This window comes from Nocardioides aequoreus (assembly GCF_000720335.1).
Lineage (GTDB): Bacteria > Actinomycetota > Actinomycetes > Propionibacteriales > Nocardioidaceae > Marmoricola > Marmoricola aequoreus.
Genome location: NZ_JOJN01000001.1, coordinates 97,483 through 115,392 on the forward strand (window position 1 = coordinate 97,483; position 17,910 = coordinate 115,392).

18 protein-coding genes are annotated in these 17,910 nt (G+C 72.9%); 2 read left to right on the forward strand and 16 right to left on the reverse strand.

Going from position 1 to position 17,910, the window contains the following annotated elements:
• Positions 1 to 39: 39 nt before the first annotated feature.
• Complete coding sequence (locus IG63_RS0100410) at positions 40 to 1,479, forward strand: hypothetical protein (protein ID WP_030482403.1); 1,440 nt, start codon at positions 40 to 42, stop codon at positions 1,477 to 1,479.
• Positions 1,480 to 1,599: 120 nt separating this feature from the next.
• On the opposite strand, the gene ispG is transcribed toward IG63_RS0100410, so the two are convergent.
• From ispG to IG63_RS0100465, 12 genes are all read right to left on the reverse strand, one after another.
• On the reverse strand, positions 1,600 to 2,751 hold the full coding sequence (ispG, locus tag IG63_RS0100415) for a flavodoxin-dependent (E)-4-hydroxy-3-methylbut-2-enyl-diphosphate synthase (RefSeq protein ID WP_030482404.1): 1,152 nt from the start codon (positions 2,749 to 2,751) through the stop codon (positions 1,600 to 1,602).
• Positions 2,752 to 2,761: 10 nt separating this feature from the next.
• Positions 2,762 to 4,042, reverse strand: a complete 1,281-nt coding sequence (locus IG63_RS0100420) for a polysaccharide pyruvyl transferase family protein (RefSeq protein ID WP_245604206.1) — start codon at positions 4,040 to 4,042, stop codon at positions 2,762 to 2,764.
• A gap of 223 nt (positions 4,043 to 4,265) precedes the next feature.
• Positions 4,266 to 5,594: a M50 family metallopeptidase gene (locus IG63_RS0100425; protein WP_030482406.1), complete on the reverse strand. Its 1,329-nt coding sequence runs from the start codon at positions 5,592 to 5,594 to the stop codon at positions 4,266 to 4,268.
• The gene (locus tag IG63_RS0100430; RefSeq protein WP_030482407.1) at positions 5,591 to 6,715 is read right to left on the reverse strand and encodes a 1-deoxy-D-xylulose-5-phosphate reductoisomerase; all 1,125 of its coding nucleotides are present in this window, start codon (positions 6,713 to 6,715) and stop codon (positions 5,591 to 5,593) included. The genes IG63_RS0100425 and IG63_RS0100430 overlap by 4 nt, the downstream gene beginning before the upstream one ends.
• Positions 6,712 to 8,178, reverse strand: a complete 1,467-nt coding sequence (locus tag IG63_RS0100435) for an NAD-dependent succinate-semialdehyde dehydrogenase (protein WP_030482408.1) — start codon at positions 8,176 to 8,178, stop codon at positions 6,712 to 6,714. The genes IG63_RS0100430 and IG63_RS0100435 overlap by 4 nt, the downstream gene beginning before the upstream one ends.
• A gap of 23 nt (positions 8,179 to 8,201) precedes the next feature.
• The gene (locus IG63_RS0100440; protein ID WP_211249154.1) at positions 8,202 to 8,738 is read right to left on the reverse strand and encodes an AMP-binding protein; all 537 of its coding nucleotides are present in this window, start codon (positions 8,736 to 8,738) and stop codon (positions 8,202 to 8,204) included.
• A gap of 82 nt (positions 8,739 to 8,820) precedes the next feature.
• Positions 8,821 to 9,888: an adenylate/guanylate cyclase domain-containing protein gene (locus tag IG63_RS0100445; RefSeq protein WP_245604208.1), complete on the reverse strand. Its 1,068-nt coding sequence runs from the start codon at positions 9,886 to 9,888 to the stop codon at positions 8,821 to 8,823.
• Entirely contained in the window at positions 9,885 to 10,310 is a 426-nt protein-coding gene (locus IG63_RS0100450; protein ID WP_084596432.1) for a Crp/Fnr family transcriptional regulator, read from the reverse strand. Before IG63_RS0100450 ends, IG63_RS0100445 begins: the two co-directional genes overlap by 4 nt.
• A gap of 109 nt (positions 10,311 to 10,419) precedes the next feature.
• On the reverse strand, positions 10,420 to 11,412 hold the full coding sequence (locus IG63_RS20265) for a glycosyltransferase family 4 protein (protein WP_245604210.1): 993 nt from the start codon (positions 11,410 to 11,412) through the stop codon (positions 10,420 to 10,422).
• Positions 11,361 to 11,540, reverse strand: coding sequence for a hypothetical protein (locus IG63_RS23425; RefSeq protein ID WP_245604211.1), 180 nt, complete (start codon positions 11,538 to 11,540; stop codon positions 11,361 to 11,363). The genes IG63_RS20265 and IG63_RS23425 overlap by 52 nt, the downstream gene beginning before the upstream one ends.
• Positions 11,541 to 11,636: 96 nt before the next feature.
• Positions 11,637 to 12,797, reverse strand: coding sequence for a dual-specificity RNA methyltransferase RlmN (rlmN, locus tag IG63_RS0100460; protein ID WP_051705995.1), 1,161 nt, complete (start codon positions 12,795 to 12,797; stop codon positions 11,637 to 11,639).
• The gene (locus IG63_RS0100465; RefSeq protein WP_030482413.1) at positions 12,794 to 13,531 is read right to left on the reverse strand and encodes a YwaF family protein; all 738 of its coding nucleotides are present in this window, start codon (positions 13,529 to 13,531) and stop codon (positions 12,794 to 12,796) included. Before IG63_RS0100465 ends, rlmN begins: the two co-directional genes overlap by 4 nt.
• Positions 13,532 to 13,614: 83 nt before the next feature.
• Here IG63_RS0100465 and IG63_RS0100470 point away from each other — a divergent pair, with 83 nt between their 5' ends.
• On the forward strand, positions 13,615 to 14,706 hold the full coding sequence (locus IG63_RS0100470) for a DNA polymerase IV (protein ID WP_211249155.1): 1,092 nt from the start codon (positions 13,615 to 13,617) through the stop codon (positions 14,704 to 14,706).
• On the opposite strand, the gene IG63_RS0100475 is transcribed toward IG63_RS0100470, so the two are convergent.
• From IG63_RS0100475 to tsf, 4 genes are all read right to left on the reverse strand, one after another.
• Positions 14,691 to 15,563, reverse strand: a complete 873-nt coding sequence (locus IG63_RS0100475; RefSeq protein WP_030482415.1) for a phosphatidate cytidylyltransferase — start codon at positions 15,561 to 15,563, stop codon at positions 14,691 to 14,693. The two genes, IG63_RS0100470 and IG63_RS0100475, sit on opposite strands and share 16 nt — an antisense overlap.
• 17 nt (positions 15,564 to 15,580) lie before the next feature.
• On the reverse strand, positions 15,581 to 16,135 hold the full coding sequence (gene frr / locus IG63_RS0100480) for a ribosome recycling factor (RefSeq protein ID WP_211249173.1): 555 nt from the start codon (positions 16,133 to 16,135) through the stop codon (positions 15,581 to 15,583).
• A gap of 36 nt (positions 16,136 to 16,171) precedes the next feature.
• Positions 16,172 to 16,897: a UMP kinase gene (gene pyrH / locus IG63_RS0100485; RefSeq protein ID WP_030482417.1), complete on the reverse strand. Its 726-nt coding sequence runs from the start codon at positions 16,895 to 16,897 to the stop codon at positions 16,172 to 16,174.
• A gap of 200 nt (positions 16,898 to 17,097) precedes the next feature.
• Complete coding sequence (gene tsf, locus IG63_RS0100490) at positions 17,098 to 17,910, reverse strand: translation elongation factor Ts (RefSeq protein WP_030482418.1); 813 nt, start codon at positions 17,908 to 17,910, stop codon at positions 17,098 to 17,100.

Here is a 17,910-nt window from a genome sequence, read left to right on the forward strand (position 1 = left end):
GGTCGGCCGCGGCCACCAACCACCTGACATGCTCGCCCCGTGCGCTCCCCCGCCCTCCGCCACGCCGCCGCGTGGCTCGGGCTCCTGGGCGGTGCGGCACTCGTCTGGTGGGCCTTCTGGTGGCCCGACGCCTCGGGCACCGAGGTCTACTCCCGCGCCCCGCGCAACGCCAACGACGACGCCGTCCCGCCGCTGCACGGGCTGTGGCAGCCGACCTGGTTCGGCCCCGGCACGCTGCCCGCGCTGCTGATCGCGCTGCTCTCCTGGAGGTACGCCGCCGCGCTCGCCGAGCGGCTGCCCTGGCGCCGGCTGCTGCTCGCGTCGTACGCCGCGGGGCTGGGCTGGATGCTCGCCCTCGCCCTGGTCGACGGCGAGTCGGGGCTCTCGCGGCAGCTGGGCAACCCCTGGGAGTACCTGGAGACCGCCCGGTCGGTCACCGACGTCGGCGCCCTGCTCCGGGGCTGGGTCGAGCGGATGCCGATGGACTCCCCCGACGCCTTCGTCACCCACGTCGCCGGCCACCCGCCGGCGGCGCTGCTCTTCTTCGTCGGTCTCGACCGCGTCGGCCTGGGCGGCGACCTCGCCGCCGGCGTCGTGGTCACGCTGCTCGCGGCCACCACGGCCCTGGGCGTGATGGTGACGCTGCGAGCGCTCGGCGCCGAGGAGGTCGCCCGACGGGCCGCGCCCTTCCTGGTGCTCGCACCGAGCGCGGTCTTCATGGCCGTCTCCTTCGACGCCGTGATCGCCGCCACCGCCGCCTGGGGGCTGGCCTGCCTCGCCCTCGGCGCGACCGCGGCCACGCGGCGTACGGCGCTGGCGTGGTCGGCCCTGGCGGGGCTCGTGCTCGGCACCCTCGTGATGCTCAGCTGGGGGATGCCGCTGATGGGGCTCGTGGCCCTCGCCGTGCTGGTCGCGGCGCGCTCGTGGCTGCCCCTCCCGGTCTCGGCGCTCACCGCCCTGCTCGTCGTGCTGGGCTTCGCGGCGGCGGGTTGGACCTGGTGGGAGGTCTATCCCCACCTGGTCGACCGCTACTACGAGGGCATCGCCAAGGACCGTCCCATCGACTACTGGCGCTGGGCCAACCTCGCGCTCCTCCTGATCTCCGCCGGCCCCCTGCTCGCCGCCGGCCTCGTCCACGCCCCGCTCGCGGCGCTCCGTGACCGGCAGTTTCACCGGCCGGCCGGTGAAACTGCCACCGGCACGACGAAACATCGGCCCGCCAGTGCCGAGATCGCGACCCCAGTGACCGCTTCGTCCCGTCGTACGGCGCTGCTGCTCGTGGTCGCGGCGGTCGGCTGCGTGGCGCTGGCCAGCTGGTCGGAGATGAGCAAGGCCGAGGTCGAGCGCATCTGGCTGCCCTTCATGCCGTGGCTGCTCGTCTCCTGCGCGCTGCTGCCCGCCGGCTGGCGCCGCTGGGGCCTCGGCCTGCAGCTCGCGACCGCGCTCGTCGTCCAGCACCTCTTCTACACGACCTGGTAGTCGTCCCAGGAGCCTCAGGTTTCACAAGTTGACTGGTGAAACTGACGCTCTCCCACGGAAGCTTCAGTGGGTCAGTGCTGGTTTCCCAAGTCAACTTGTGAATCCAGCACCACGCGACGATCAGCCGACGGTGACCTCGGCGGAGGCGCCGTCGGAGGCCTCCATGTCCTCGGCGATGCGCATGGCCTCCTCGATGAGGGTCTCGACGATCTGGCTCTCGGGGACGGTCTTGATGACCTCACCCTTGACGAAGATCTGGCCCTTGCCGTTGCCGCTGGCGACGCCGAGGTCGGCCTCGCGGGCCTCGCCGGGACCGTTGACGACGCAGCCCATGACGGCCACCCGGAGCGGGACCTCGAGGCCGTCGAGGCCGGCGGTGACCTCGTCGGCGAGCTTGTAGACGTCGACCTGGGCGCGGCCGCAGGAGGGGCAGGAGACGATCTCGAGGCGTCGCGGCCGCAGGTTGAGCGACTCCAGGATCTGCAGCCCGACCTTGACCTCCTCGACCGGCGGCGCCGAGAGCGAGACCCGGATCGTGTCGCCGATGCCCTTGGAGAGCAGCGCACCGAAGGCGACCGAGCTCTTGATGGTGCCCTGGAAGGCGGGGCCGGCCTCGGTGACGCCGAGGTGCAGCGGCCAGTCACCGGCCTCCGCGAGCAGCTCGTAGGCGCGCACCATCACCACGGGGTCGTTGTGCTTGACCGAGATCTTGAAGTCGTGGAAGTCGTGCTCCTCGAAGAGGGAGGCCTCCCAGACCGCCGACTCGACCAGCGCCTCGGGCGTGGCCTTGCCGTACTTGTCCATGATCCGCTTGTCGAGCGAGCCCGCGTTGACGCCGATCCGGATCGAGGTGCCGTGGTCCTTGGCGGCCTGCGCGATCTCCTTGACCTGGTCGTCGAACTTGCGGATGTTGCCCGGGTTGACGCGCACGGCGGCGCACCCGGCCTCGATCGCCGCGAAGACGTACTTCGGCTGGAAGTGGATGTCGGCGATCACCGGGATCTGCGACTTGGTCGCGATGGCGGGCAGCGCCTCGGCGTCGTCCTGCGAGGGACAGGCCACCCGCACGATGTCGCACCCGGACGCCGTCAGCTCGGCGATCTGCTGGAGCGTGGCGTTGACGTCGCTGGTCAGCGTGGTCGTCATCGACTGCACCGAGACCGGGTGGTCGCTGCCGACCCCCACCTTGCCCACCTGGATCTGACGGGTCTGGCGGCGGGGGGCGAGCACGGGCGGAGGGGCCGCCGGCATGCCCAGGCTGATCGCGGTCATGACCCCCAGGCTACTTGTCGCCCTGCGGCCGCGCGGAGCCGACGGCCCCGCCCAGCCGACGCCGCACGCGGCCCGCCGTACGCCGCCACGTCGGCGCCGGGGCGGGGTCCTGCCTCGCCGCACGCGCCTCCTCGAGCTCGCGCCGGGTGCGGCGCAGCGCCCGCTCCAGGGCGAGGGTGTGCTCGTCCTCCTCGGCGCGGCGGGCGACCAGCCGCTCGTAGGCCGTGATGCGGGCCTGGGCCACCTTGGCCCGCTCACCCGGGTCGGAGCGCACCAGCTCACGCACCCGGTCGGCGATGTCGCGGGCGTTGTCGTCGGCCAGCCGCGTGAGGCGCTCAGCCGACTCGCGGACGTCGGCGCGGTCGGCGTCGGCCAAGGCGGTGGCCACCGCGGCGTCGAGGTCGGGGACCAGGACGTTGGAGGGCATCAGCGGGTCCCAGTGGCGGGCGTAGTGCGCCGGCTTGTAGCGCTCCAGCGTCACCCGGGGCACGCCGTACGACGCCGCCACGATGCGCATGTGCAGCGAGGTGCTGATGACGACCTGCGAGCGGCGCACGACGTCGACGATGTCCATCGGCCGGCGCTGGGTGTCGACCATCACCTCACGGCCCGGCGTGACCTCCTGCACCCTCGCGGCCAGGCGCTCGAGGGTCTCGATGGAGTCGTGGCCGTTGGCGACCCCGGCCGCGACGAACTGCAGCGGCATCGGGGCCAGCGCCTCGCTGGTGGCCAGGGCGTGCACCACGGCGTCCTCGCCGTAGAGACGCAGCTGGCTGTCGGAGATCTGCACCACGGCGGTGCCGGAGGTGCGCACCTCCTCGGCCGGGAAGAGCGCGGCCAGCGCGTGCACGACGTCGGGCACCAGCCGGTGCTCCACGTGCAGTCGCTGCATCGCGTTGCTGGAGCGTGGGTCGCGCACCGAGACCACGTCGGTGGCCCGGAGCACGTCGACGACCTCCTCGCGCAGGTGGGGAGCGATCTTCTCGGTGCCGGAGAGACCCACCGAGTTGGCCACCGTGACGGCGCCGGCGTTGCGCGGGAAGGCGCCCGGCGTCGGCAGGTAGGCCAGTCCGAGCGGGGCGTCGTGGTAGGAGCTGCGCAGCTTGCGGCGACGGTCCTCCAGGGGCGCCTGCTTCAGGGCCGCGACCTGCTCGGGGGTGTGCGACATCCGGAAGGCCGACTGCATGGTGACGCTGCCGATCTGGCCGCCGACGCTCCAGATCGCGTCGACGTCGTGCTCGGCGAGGTAGTCGCCGTAGGCGACGATCTCGTGGTCGAGCAGCTCGGTCATGTCGCTGGCGAAGGGCGCGCCGGCGACCACGTCGAAGTCGGGCAGGTACTTCTCGGTGACGACGAGGAAGAGCAGGTCGCCGAAGTTGTCGCGCTCGTAGGGTCCGACCGTGAGCAGGCGCGGCCTGCCCGGCGTCGTGTCCGGCGTCGTGTCGTGGGAGTCGGGGATGACTCGTCCTCCTGGTGCGGGGCCCGATCTTGACGAGCCAATGTCTATCGGAATACTAGGTGATGCGGATGGGCGCGAGGATGTCGGCCGCCACGAGGACGACGCTCACCACGAGGATCACCGCGGCCATCGCATAGGTCACTGGTAGCAGCCGGGCGCTGTCGACGCCACCCGGGTCCGGCCGGCCGCGCAGCCGCGCCCAGCGCCGGCGCAGCGACTCGTAGATCGTCGTGGCGATGCCGGCGCCGTCGAAGGGCGGCAGCGGCAGCAGGTTGACCAGCCCGAGGAAGAGGTTGAGCCCGGCGAGCAGGGAGATGATGGTGATCAGCCGGTCCATGGCCGGGATCCGGTCCTCGGAGGCGATGTCGCCGGCGATCCGCCCCGCGCCGACCACGCTCATCGGTCCCTCGGGGTCGCGCTCCTGCAGGCCGAGCGCCGCGCTCCCGGCCTCCCAGACGCGCACGGGCATCGTCCCGATGATGTAGAGCACCCGCTCGGTGCTGTCGACCATGGTCGTGACGACGTAGCCGAGGTCCTGCCGCTCCCGCTCGGTGGCGGGCACGACGCCGAGGAAGCCGACCTCGGTGAGCTCCTCGGGGTCCTCCGCGTCGATCGGCATCGCCGTCACCGCCGTGGTCGGGCGCAGCGTCAGCTCCTCGCCGTCGCGCTCGACGACGATCGTGGCGGTGCGGTCGCCGTTGTCGCGGATCAGCTCCTGGGTCTGCTCCCAGTCGTCGGTGGCCTGGCCGTTGATCGAGACGAAGCGGTCGCCGGGCTCGAAGCCCGCCGCCGCGGCCGGCGACCGGGGGTCGTCGTCGGTGCAGGCGCGCCGGGCCTCCGAGGCGGGGGCGTCGTCGCGCACGGCGACGACGCACTGCGAGACGCTCTGCACCGTGGTGGTCGGCTCGTAGGTGCCGTAGCCGACGAAGACCAGGGTGAAGAGCAGGAAGGAGAGGACCAGGTTGATCGCCACGCCCGATCCCATGATCACCACGCGCTGCCAGGCCGGCTTGTCGTAGAAGAGCCGGCCGTGGTCGTGCGGGCCCACGTGCTCGTACTCCGCGGCCTTGGTGTCGCTCACGAGCTGGGCGAACATGCCGGTGTTGCGGCTGCGGACGAGGTCGTCGGTCTGCTCGGGGTCCTCGTTGGGAGGCACCATCCCCACGAGCTTGCAGTAGCCGCCGAGCGGGATCGCCTTCAGGCCGTACTCGGTCTCGCCGCGCTGCGTCGACCACACCGTGCGCCCGAAGCCGACGAAGAACTGGGTGACCTTGACGCGGAAGAGCTTGCCCGGGATCAGATGACCGGCCTCGTGGAGGCCGATCGACACCGCGAGCCCGACGAGGAAGAGCAGCACGCCGAGCACGTAGGTCAGGACGGTCATCCGGTCTCTCTCAGCAGCTGCTCGACGTGGTCACGGGCCCAGCGGTCGGCCGCCAGCACGTCGTCGACGGTGAGCGGCCCCGTGGGCCCCCCCGAGGGTACGTCGTGGGCGGCGAGCGCACGGGCCACCACGTCGACGATGCCGGTGAAGGGCAGCCGTCCCTGCCGGAAGTGCTCCACGCACACCTCGTTGGCGGCGTTGTAGACCGCCGGCGCCGTGCCGCCCCGCGAGCCGGCCTCGCGCGCGAGCCGGACGGCGGGGAAGGCCTCGTCGTCGAGCGGGTGGAAGTCCCAGGTCTGCCGCGTGGTCCAGTCGACGGCCGGCGCGGTGCCGGGCACCCGGTCCGGCCACGCCAGTCCGAGGGCGATCGGGATCAGCATCGTGGGCGGGCTGGCCTGCGCCAGCGTCGAGCCGTCGGTGAACTCCACCATCGAGTGCACCACGCTCGTCGGGTGCACCACGACCTCGATGTCCTCGAAGGGGACGCCGAAGAGCAGGTGGGCCTCGATCACCTCCAGGCCCTTGTTGACCAGCGTCGCCGAGTTGATGGTCACCACCGGTCCCATGTCCCAGGTCGGGTGGTCCAGCGCCTCCTCGACGGTGACCTCCGCCAGCTGCTCGCGGGTGCGGCCGCGGAAGGGGCCCCCGCTGGCAGTGAGCACGAGGCGGCGTACCTCCGAGGCCCGGCCGCCGCGCAGGCACTGCGCCAGCGCGGAGTGCTCGCTGTCGACGGGCACGATCTGCCCCGGCCGCGCCAGGTCGGTCACCACCGGGCCGCCGATGATCAGCGACTCCTTGTTGGCCAGCGCCAGGGTGTTGCCCGCCTCGAGCGCAGCCACCGTGGGCCGCAGCCCGACCGCGCCGGTGATGCCGTTGAGCACCACGTCGCAGGCCATGCCGGCCGCCTCCACGCTGGCCTGCTCACCGGTGCCGGAGTACGCCGGGCGCCACTCGGCCACCTGCTGCTCGAAGAGCTCGGGCTGCGAGCCGCCCGCCGTCAGCGCCACCACCCGGAAGCGGTCGGGGTGGGCGCGCACCACCTCGAGCGCCTGGGTGCCGATCGATCCCGTGGAGCCCAGCACGACGACGTCGCGCCGCGCGGGTCCGGGCGTGCTGGTCACCGCTTGATCGCGACGTACTTGGTCTCGAGGAACTCCGCGAGCCCCTCGTTGCCGCCCTCGCGACCGAGACCGGAGGCCTTCACGCCGCCGAAGGGGGCGCCGGCGTTGGAGACCAGACCCTGGTTGAGCCCGACCATGCCGCTCTCCAGCCGCTCGGCGACGCGCAGGGCGCGGTCGAGGTCGCGGGTGAAGAGGTAGGACACCAGGCCGTACTCCGTGTCGTTGGCGCGGGCGATCGCCTCGTCCTCGTCGGTGAAGGTGGAGATGGGGGCGACCGGGCCGAAGATCTCCTCCTTGAGCAGCCGCGCGTCGGCGGTGACGCCGGTGAGCACGGTGGGCTCGAAGAAGTAGCCCGCGCCGTCGCGGGGCCCACCCCCCGTCAGGGCCCGGGCGCCCTTGTCGACCGCGTCCGTGACCAGCTCGGTGACCTTGCCGCGCTGGTCGGCGTCGATCAGCGGACCGACCTCGGTGCCCTCGTCGGCGCCGTGGCCCAGCGTCAGCGCCGACATCCGCTCGGCGAGCCGGCCGGCGAACTCCTCGGCGACCGACGCGTGCACGTAGAAGCGGTTGGCCGAGGTGCAGGCCTCCCCCATGTTGCGCATCTTGGCCACCATCGCGCCCTCGACCGCGGCGTCGAGGTCGGCGTCGTCGAAGACCAGGAAGGGGGCGTTGCCACCGAGCTCCATGCTGACCTTGAGCACCTGGTCGGCGGCCTGCGCGATCAGCAGGCGACCGACCTCGGTGGAGCCGGTGAAGCTGAGCTTGCGCAGCCGCGGGTCGGCGATGATCGGCGCCGAGAGGTCGGGTGAGGACGAGGTGGGCACCACGTTGAGGACGCCCGGCGGCAGGCCGGCCTCCTCGAGCAGGGCCGCCAGGGCGAGCATCGAGAGCGGGGTCTGCTCCGCGGGCTTGACCACCATGGTGCAGCCGGCCGCGATCGCGGGCGCGATCTTGCGGGTGCCCATGGCGGCCGGGAAGTTCCACGGCGTGATGAAGAAGCAGGGACCGACCGGCTGCTTGAGCACCATGACGCGGCTCTGGCCGTTGGCGGCGTCCTTGACGTAGCCGTCGACGCGCAGCGCCTCCCCGGAGTTCCACCGGAAGAACTCCGCGGCGTAGGCCACCTCGCCCTTGGCCTCGGCGAGCGACTTGCCCATCTCGAGCGTCATCAGCAGCGCGAGGTCGTCGCTGCGCTGCTGCATCAGCTGGAAGGCCCGGTAGAGGATCTCCGAGCGCTCCTGCGGCGGCGTGGCCGCCCAGCCGGCCTGGGCGGCCACGGCGGCGTCGAGCGCGGCCGCGCCGTCGGCGACGCTCGCGTCGGCGACCTCGCAGAGCGTCTCGCCCGTGGCGGGGTCCTCGACCGGCAGCGTCGCGCCCCCGGTCGCGTCCCGCCACTGCCCGCCCACGAGGAGCTGGCGGGGTACGTCGGCGAGCACGCGGGCGGCGTCGGGGTGGTTCGTCATGCCTCCGAGACTAGGAGATGTCGCTAGGCCTGGAGCAGCGCCCTCAGGTCACCGACCTGGTGGGGTGCGGGGTGAGCGGCGAGCACGTCGAGCTGCTCCCCGACCGTGCGCTCCGGTGAGTAGGCCGCCGTCGCCGTCAGCACCTCGCACGGCGCCGGGTCGGTGCGACCGGCGCGCAGCATGACGGTCCAGTCGAGGTCGGGCTCCGCCACGCCCTCGCCCCTGACCAGCCGCACCTGCTCGGCCTCCACGTCGCTGCCCTCGGAGGCGACGACCACCGGGGCGCTCCCCTCCGTGGCCACGACGGCGCCGAGCCGCGCGGTGGCGAGCGCGGCCACCACGGCCTCGACGTCGTGGTCAGCGCCGAGCGCGAGCCGCACCCGCGTGCCGGGCTGCGCACCCAGGTGCCGCAGCACGCCGCCCATGGCGGCCACCTCCTCGAGCAGCCTGGCGTGGCTCCAGGCACGGTCGCCGTCGAGGAGGACCGGCTCCTCGGCACGGCCCTCGATGACGGGGAGGTCGAGCACGTGGAAGCTGACGTTCGGCACGGGCGTCACCACGGCTGCGATGCTACTCAGCGCCCGCTGTGTCGCCCGCTGTGTCGCCCGCTGTGGCGCCCCCTGTGGCGCCCGCCGGCCCCGGTCAGCGCCACTTCAGCCGCCACGGCTCGAGCCGCCGGTAGCCGCGCACCGAGGTACGGCCGATCCGGCGCAGCGAGACCTCGGGGTCGTCGTCGAGCTGCTCGGCCAGGGCGCGGTCGATGAGCACGGTGCCGGGGCGGGCGGTGGAGGTGAGCCGCGCGGCGAGGTTGACGACCGGCCCGAGCACGTCGCCGAGCCGCGCGAGCGCCGGGCCCCAGGCCAGTCCGACCCGCAGGTCGGGGAAGTCGTCGCGCTCGCCCTCCGCCACGAGCGCGAGCCCGATCCGCGCGAGCGCACCGGGGGTGTCGGCCACGAGCATGATCTCGTCGCCGATCGTCTTGATGATCCGGCCCTCGTGCTCGGTGACGATCTCGAGGGCACGACCCTCGAAGTGGTCGACCAGGCGGGCGAGCTCACGACGCGAGAGCGAGCGGCTCTGCTTGGTGTAGCCGACGATGTCGGCGAAGCCCACGCCCGTGACCGTCCCCTCGACGTCGTCGCCCGGCGCCCCGGCGTCCCCCTCGCGACCGCTCCCCTGCCCCGACTCCTGCCCCGACTCCTGCGCCGTCTCGTGCGCCGCTTCCTGGGCCAGCACCATCCGCGACGCCGCGAGCAGCGTGTGCCGCCGCCAGACGTAGCTCTGCAGCGCGTCGACCGACGGCGTCACCTGCTCCACGAGGGCCGCCATCTCGGCCAGCGTCATCCGCTCGGGGTCGACGGCGCGGGCGAGCAGGCCCATCTGCCACTCCGCCAACCGCGCGAAGCTGCGGCCGAGCGAGCGCACCAGCGCGTGCTGGTCCTCCCCGTCGACCACGCCGAGGCCGATCAGCTCCTCGGTACGCCGCAGCGCCTCCAGGTCGGCGCGGGTGAAGGCCACGACGTCGTCGCCGACGGCCGGGAAGCCGAGCGAGCGCCAGCGCTCGCGCGCCACGTCGAGGTCGAGCCCGACCTCGTCGGCGACCTGCGCCCCCGTGAGGCTCGGGGCCTCGCCCAGCAGGTGCTCCTCGAGCAGGTCGACGAGCTCGGACCGGTCGCGCGCGGGCCGGTCCAAGTCGCGCTCGGCGCTCACTCGCCGCGCGCGCCCAGCCGGTCGTTGGTGGTCTCGCGCAGCGCCTGGCCGAAGGCCGGCACCTCGTCGAGCAGCTCGGTGAGCGACTCCTTGGTGAAGTGGATGACCTCCACGGGCGTCACGCTGACCACGCTCGCCGAGCGCAGCTTGTGACCCACGATGGCCATCTCGCCGATCACGTCACCGGGGCCGAGCCGGGCGACCTCCTGCTTGCCCTTGCGCACCGCCACCTCGCCCTCCACGATCAGGTAGGCCTTGTCGGCCGGCGTCTTCTCCCAGATCAGCGACCAGTCGGCCGGCAGCTTGACGTGGCGGCCCTTGTCGATCACCCGCTTGAGGTCCTTGTCGCTGAGCGACTCGAGACGGTTGAGCCTGCCCAGCCGCTCAGGCTCGGGCTCTCCGTGGGGCTCCTGCTCGGTCATCGACGGTCTCCCTCGTACGCCAGACGTGCGGTGGGTCCGCACTATCCCGACAACGACCGAGGCTGTCCATCGCTACGCGCCGGGTGGTGCGAGGAGCGTCACGCGCGACCTACACGGGCGCCGGGGTACGGCACACGGCCCGGTAGTGACCGAGCAGCTGGTCGCCCACCGCGCTCCACGACCGGTCGGCCACCCCGGCCCGTGCCGCCTCGCCCATCCGGCGCCGCTGCGCGTCGTCGGCGAGCAGGCCGACGACGTGGGCGCGCAGCGCGCCGGCGTCGCCCGGTGGGTAGAGCAGCCCGTTGACGCCGGGACGCACCAGGTCGAGCGGACCGCCGGCCGCCGGAGCCACGACCGGCACGCCGGAGGCCAGCGCCTCCTGGGCCGACTGGCAGAAGGTCTCGGTGCTCCCGGTGTGGCAGAAGACGTCGAAGGAGGCGACCAGCCGGCCGAGGTCGGCGCCGCGGCGTACGCCGTCGAAGTGGGCGCGCGGCAGCAGCGCGCGCAGCCGCGCCTCCTCCGGCCCGCCCCCGACGAGCACGAGGGCGGTGCCGGGCAGGTCCTGCACGGCCGCGAGCAGGTCCAGCTCCTTCTCCGCCGCCAGCCGGCCCACGTAGCCGACCACCCGCTCCACCCCCAGCTCCCGCCGCAGCCGGTCGCTGCGATGGCCGGGAGCGAACTGGGCGGTGTCGACCCCGCGGCCCCACAGGTGCACCCGCTCGACGCCCAGCTCGGCCAGCTGGTGGCGGCTGGCCGTGCTCGGCGCGAGCGTGCGCTCGGCCGGCCGGTGCACCCGCCTCGTCAGGCCGCGCATCGCGGCCGCCGCTCCTGGGATCGGATAGCGCTCGGCGAAGCCGACCAGGTCGGTCTGGTAGACCGCCACGACAGGGACGCCGCGCCGCCGAGCGACCTCCCCCGCCTGGTGCCCCAGCCAGGCGGGCGAGGCCAGGTGCACCACGTCGGGGTCGAAGGCCCACACCAGGTTGTCGAGGGTGCGGCGCGTGGCCGTGCCGACCGGGAAGTCGCGGTAGGTCGGCATGGCGACGCTGCTCACCACCCGGACCCGGGCGCCGGCGTACCACTCGGGCCCGGAGGGGGCCACGACGAGTGCCTCGTGCCCCGCTCCTGCAGGTGCTCCAGGGTGCGGCAGACCGAGTTGGTCACGCCGTTGACCTGGGGCAGGAACGACTCGGTGACGATCAGCACCCGCAGCGGCCGCTCGTGGTCCATGGGCCCATTGCGCCGGGCGCGGGTGAACGGACCGCCCCCTCGCGGCCTCGTGTCGGTGAAGGGTGCGTGGCCCGGACGGGCCGGTGGTGACCGGGCTCAGCCGTCGGCGGCGAGCTGGCCGCAGGCGGCGTCGATCTCGTCGCCGCGGGTGTCGCGGATCGTGGTCGGCACCCCGCGGGCCTGCAGCCGGCGCACGAACTCGTCGGTGTCGGCGTCGCGCGAGCGGGTGAAGCGCGACCCCTTCACCTCGTTGAGCGGGATCAGGTTGACGTGCACCCAGCCCCAGTCGCCGCGGGCCTGCAGCACGTCGGCGAGCAGGTCGGCGCGCCAGGCCTGGTCGTTGATGTCGCGCATCATGGCGTACTCGATGGAGACGCGGCGCTTGGTGACCTCGGCGTAGTTCCAGGCGGCGTCGACGACCTCGTCGACCTTCCAGCGGGTGTTGACCGGCACCAGCTCGTCGCGCAGCTCGTCGTCGGGCGCGTGCAGGCTGAGCGCCAGCGTCACCGGCAGGCCCTCCTCGGCCAGCTGCCGCATCCGGGGCACGAGTCCCACGGTGCTCACCGTGATGCCCCGTGCCGACATGCCGAGGCCGTCGGGGGCGGGGTCGGTCAGGCGGCGACAGGCGCCCACGACCGCCTTGTAGTTGGCCATCGGCTCGCCCATGCCCATGAAGACGACGTTGTTGACGCGGCCGGGACCGCCCGGCACCTCCCCACGCGCCAGCGAGCGCGCCCCGGCGACGACCTGCTCGACGATCTCGGCTGTGCTCATGTTGCGCTGCAGCCCGCCCTGGCCGGTGGCGCAGAAGGGACAGGCCATGCCGCAGCCCGCCTGGCTCGAGACGCACATCGTGGTCCTGCCGCTGCTCGAGCCGGTCGAGGAGTAGCGCATCAGCACCGACTCGACCAGGGCACCGTCGAAGAGCCGCCACAGCGTCTTGCGGGTGGTGCCGCGGTCGGCCTCCTGGGTGCGCAGCGCCGTCATCAGCGAGGGCAGCAGGCCCTCGGCCAGCTCCTGGCGCTGCGCGGCGGGCAGGTCGGTCATCTCCGCCGGGTCGTCGACCAGCCGGGCGAAGTAGTGCGCGGAGACCTGGCGGGCGCGGAAGCCGGGCAGCCCGAGCTCCTCGAGGCGCGCCTTGCGCTCGGCGGGGGTGAGGTCGGCGAGGTGGCGCGGCGGCTTGCCGCGGCCGCGCGGCTCCTCGAAGACGAGGGGAAGGGACTTCACAGGCTCGGCCTGCTCTCGGGTCTCACTCACGACCCCACCAGTGTCGCACCCTGCCCGCGCCGGCTCCGAATCCACGGCAGCGTCATGAGCGCCCAGACGGCCGCCACCACGAGCAGCTCGACCACGACGTAGGTCGGCCACTCGGGGAGCAGGTCGAGCGCCGAGGCGCCGCGCGGCTTGGCGTTGAGGAAGCCGTAGTTGGTGCCGATCGCAGCGTTGAGCGCCATCACCGACGCGGCCCACCCGAGGGTCACCAGCACGGCCAGGCGGTAGCCGCGCCAGGTGAAGCGGGCACCGGGCCCCCACGACAGGTAGGCCGCGACCCACACGACCAGCAGGTGCATGCCCCAGAACATCAGGTAGCGCGGGTGCGGGAAGCCCTCCACCAGGTCGGGGGTCAGGATCGCCTGCGGCACCAGGGTCAGCCCCCAGTAGTAGAGCAGCTGCACCGCCCGCGGGTCGCGCGTCCACAACGCCAGCGCGGCGAGCATCCACGACAGGTCGCACAGCTGGATCGGCAGCGAGGTGGCCAGCGACCACTCGCCGGGCAGCCACTGCAGCACCTGCAGCGGCGCGGTGACCGCCACCAGCAGCAGTGCCACGCCGCGGTCGGTGCGGCGCAGGGACGACGGCTCCACCCCCCGAGCTCGGAGCCGCCGCCCCCACCACACGGCGGCCGCCGCGCCCACCAGCGCGAGACCGACGAGCGCCAGGTGGTCGGCGCCGAAGGTCTCGAAGGTGCGAGCCGCGAGCGGTTGCCGCATGAGGGGATCCTGTTCGCCGGCGGGGGGTGCCGTCATGAGTCGTGCTACTCAGATCATCGTGGGTGTCGGGGCACGATGTGCTCATGCCCGAGGGTCCCGACGGTCGCGAGACGGTGCGCTGGGTGCTGCACGTCGACATGGACCAGTTCATCGCCGCCGTCGAGGTGCTCCGGCGTCCCGAGCTCGCCGGGCTGCCCGTGGTGGTCGGGGGTCGCGGCGACCCCACCGAGCGTGCCGTGGTGAGCACCGCGTCGTACGAGGCCCGCGAGCACGGCGTGCGCTCGGGGATCCCGCTGCGGGTGGCGGCCCGCCGCTGCCCCGACGCCGTCTTCCTGCCCGTCGACCACGCGGCGTACGACGCGGCCTCGGAGGTGGTGATGGCGACGCTGCGCTCGTTGCCCGGGGCGGTCGTGCAGGTGCTCGGCTGGGACGAGGCCTTCGTCGGCATCGAGCTGCCCGCCACCGAGGAGCCCGAGGCGTACGCCGCGCGGCTGCGCGCGGCGGTGCTCGACGCCACCCGGCTGCACTGCTCGGTCGGGATCGGCGACACCACGGTGCGGGCCAAGAACGCCACCGACCTCGGCAAGCCGCAGGGCACCTTCCGGCTGACCCGGCACAACTGGCTCGCGGTGATGGGCGCCCGGCCCGTGCGCGACCTGTGGGGCGTGGGCCCACGGACCTCCGAGCGCCTCGCCGCCCTCGGGGTGAGCACGGTCGACGACCTCGCCCGCACGCCCGACGAGCCGCTGGCGGAGGAGTTCGGCCCCACCATCGGCCCCGGCGTGGGGCGCCTGGGTCGCGGCGTGGGGCCCGACGTGGTCGACGACACCCCGTGGGTGGCGCGGGCGCACGGCCGCGAGACCACCTACCAGCGCGACCTCGAGACGCCCGAGGAGATCGACGCGGCGGTGCGCGCGCTCGCCCGTCAGGTCGTCGACGACGTGCGCGCCGAGGGCCGGCGCGCCGTCCGGGTCTTCCTCAAGGTGCGCTTCCGGCCCTTCTTCACCGTCAACCGCAGCCGCAAGCTCGCCGAGCCGACCTACGACCCGGACGTGCTGGCCGACACCGCCCTGGCACTGCTCGCCGCGCTCGACGACCAGCGTCCGGTGCGCCTGCTCGGCGTCCGCGCCGAGATGGAGCCGCCCCCGGACGGCGAGGGTCAGAAGACGGCGTAGTGCAGCAGCAGCCAGATCGGGGCGACGCTGGCGAGCAGCGAGTCGAGCCGGTCCATCAGGCCGCCGTGGCCGGGGATGACCTGGCTCATGTCCTTGATGCCGAGGTCGCGCTTCATCACCGACTCGCACAGGTCACCCAGGGTGGCCATGACGACGGCGATGACCCCGAGGGCGACGCCGATCCACCAGTCGGCGTCGAGCAGGTAGACCATCAGCAGGACGCCCGCCGCCACGCAGGCCAGCGCGGAGCCGGCGAAGCCCTCCCAGGACTTCTTCGGGGAGATCACCGGGGCCATCGGGTGCTTGCCGAAGAGGACGCCGGCGATGTAGCCGCCGATGTCGGAGGCGATGGTGACCACGATGAAGGTGGCGACCGCCTTGACCCCGTCGGAGCCCTGCTCGGCCAGGAGCAGCGCCACGAAGGAGCCGAGGAAGGGCACGTAGATCAGCGTGAAGACCGAGGCCGTGGAGTTCTTGACGTAGTCGTCGACGCCGCGGCGCAGCAGCCACAGCATCGTCACCAGGGCGGTGACGGCGGTGGCGGTCACCAGCGGCCCGGTGCCGCCGACGTAGGCGACCACGACCATCACCGAGCCGCCGAGCATCAGTGGCTCCTGCGGGATGTCGATGCCCCGGGCCTGCAGCCCCTGGTGCATCTCCCAGACCGCCACGCACACCGCGGCGACCACGATGATCATGAAGGCCGGCTTCCAGAAGACCAGCGAGAGGATGATCGCCGCGCCGAGGCCGACGCCCGAGCCGATGGCGGCGGGCAGGTTGCGGCCCGCGCGCCCGCTGGAGGCGGTCGCCTGCGCGGTGGGGGTCTCCTCGGAGGACGGCTGGGAGCTCTCGGTCATGGGGTGAGCCATCGAGGTCAGACCTCGAGCAGCTCGCCTTCCTTGGCCTTGAGCATCTCGTCGATCTGGTCGACGTGCTTCTTGGTGGTGCCGTCGAGCCGCTTCTCCGCGCCGGTGACGTCGTCCTTGCCGACCTCGCCGTCTTTCTCCAGCTTTTCCAGCGCCTGCTTGGCGGTGCGACGGATGTTGCGCACCGACACCCGACCGTCCTCGGCCTTGGCCCGGGCGATCTTGATGAACTCCTTGCGGCGCTCCTCGGTCAGGTCGGGGAAGACGCAGCGGATCTGGCGACCGTCGTTGGAGGGGTTGACGCCCAGGTCGGAGTCGCGGATCGAGCGCTCGATCGCGCCGAGCGCCCCGACGTCGTACGGCTGCACCAGGATCACGCGCGCCTCGGGCGCGGTGAAGCCGGCGAGCTGCTGCAGCGGCGTCTGGGTGCCGTAGTAGTCGGCGGTGAGCTTGGCGAACATCGAGGGGTGCGCCCGGCCGGCGCGGATCGCGGCGAACTCCTCGCGGGTCACCTCGACGGCCTTGCCCATCTTCTGGTCGGCCTCGGAGAGGGTCTGGTTGATCGTCACGGGTGGTGTCTCCTTGATGCGTCGGTGCGGTCAGCCGAGAGCGGGACCGGCGCTGACCAGCGTGCCGATCTTCTCACCCTCGACGACGCGCAGGATGTTGCCGGGCGGGGTCATCCCGAAGACGACCATCGGCAGGCTGTTCTCCATGCACAGCGCGAAGGCCGTGGCGTCGGCGACCTTGAGCCCTTGGCGCAGCGCGTCGGAGAAGCTCAGCTCGTCGTACTTCGTGGCGTCGGGGTGGGTGCGCGGGTCGGCGTCGTAGACGCCGTCGACGCCGCTCTTGCCCATCAGCACGACCTCGCACTTGGTCTCCAATGCGCGCTGCGCGGCGACCGTGTCGGTGGAGAAGTAGGGCAGCCCGGCGCCGGCACCGAAGATGACCACGCGGCCCTTCTCCAGGTGCCGGATCGCGCGGCGCGGGATGTAGGGCTCCGCGACCTGGCCCATCGTGATGGCGGTCTGCACCCGGGTCTCGACGCCCTCCTTCTCCAGGAAGTCCTGGAGGGCCAGGCAGTTCATCACGATGCCGAGCATGCCCATGTAGTCGGCGCGGGCACGGTCCATGCCGTGCTGCTGCAGCTCGGCACCGCGGAAGAAGTTGCCCCCGCCGGTGACGATCGCGATCTGCACCCCGGCGCGCTGCACCTCCGCGATCTCGCGGGCGATCGCGCGCACCACCTCCGGGTCGACGCCGACCTTGCCGCCGCCGAAGACCTCACCGGAGAGCTTGAGCAGCACCCGTTCGTACGTCGCCATGCCCGTTCGCCCCGTCCCGTCGCCAGATTCCCGCCGAACCTACTCGACGCGCCGCCGCGCGTCCCCACCGCCTCCGGGCGAGTCCGGTCGACCGGAGACCACCGCCCTCGCCGCCGGGCCTGGCGGCACCCGCCGGACGCGACGAAGGGCGCCGTCCGGGTGGACGGCGCCCCTCGTGGGTGCTGCGGTGGTCGGCCGGGTCAGGCGCCGACCTCGAAGCGTGCGAAGCGCTTGACAGTCACGCCGGCCTCGTCGAGGACGGCCTTGACCGACTTCTTGCTCTCGGAGACCGACGGCTGCTCGAGCAGCACGACCTCCTTGAAGAAACCGTTGAGCCGGCCCTCGGCGACGCGCTCGATGATCTGCTCGGGCTTGCCCTCCTCGCGCGCGGTGGCCGCGCCGATCTCGCGCTCCTTGGCGACGAGCTCGGCGGGGACGTCCTCGCGGGAGAGGTACTGCGGCTTCATCGCGGCGATCTGCATGGCGACGCCGCGGGCGGCGTCGGCGTCCGCGCCGTCGTACTCCACCAGCACGCCGACGGCCGGGGGCAGGTCGGCGGCCCGCTTGTGCAGGTAGGTGACCGACTGGCCCTCGAAGTAGGCGACCTCGCCGAGCTCGATCTTCTCGCCGATGGTGACGGCGAGCCCGTCGACGACCTCGCCCACGGTCTTGCCGTCGAGCTCGGCCGCCCGGAGCGACTCGGTGTCGGTCGCGCGAGCGGCGTCGGCCGCCTCGGCGATGCGCTGCGCGGCGGCGACGAAGTCGTCGTTCTTGGCCACGAAGTCGGTCTCGCTCTTGAGCTCGACCAGCGCGCCGCCGGCGTTGGCGACGAGGCCGGAGGTGGCCTCACGCTCGGCGCCCCGCTTGGCGGCCTTCGCGGCGCCCTTGACGCGCAGCACCTCGACGGCCTTGTCGAAGTCGCCGTCGGTCTCCTCCAGCGCCTTCTTGCTGTCCATCATGCCCGCGCCGGTGAGGTCGCGGAGCTTCTTGACGTCGGCGGCGGTGATCGCCAC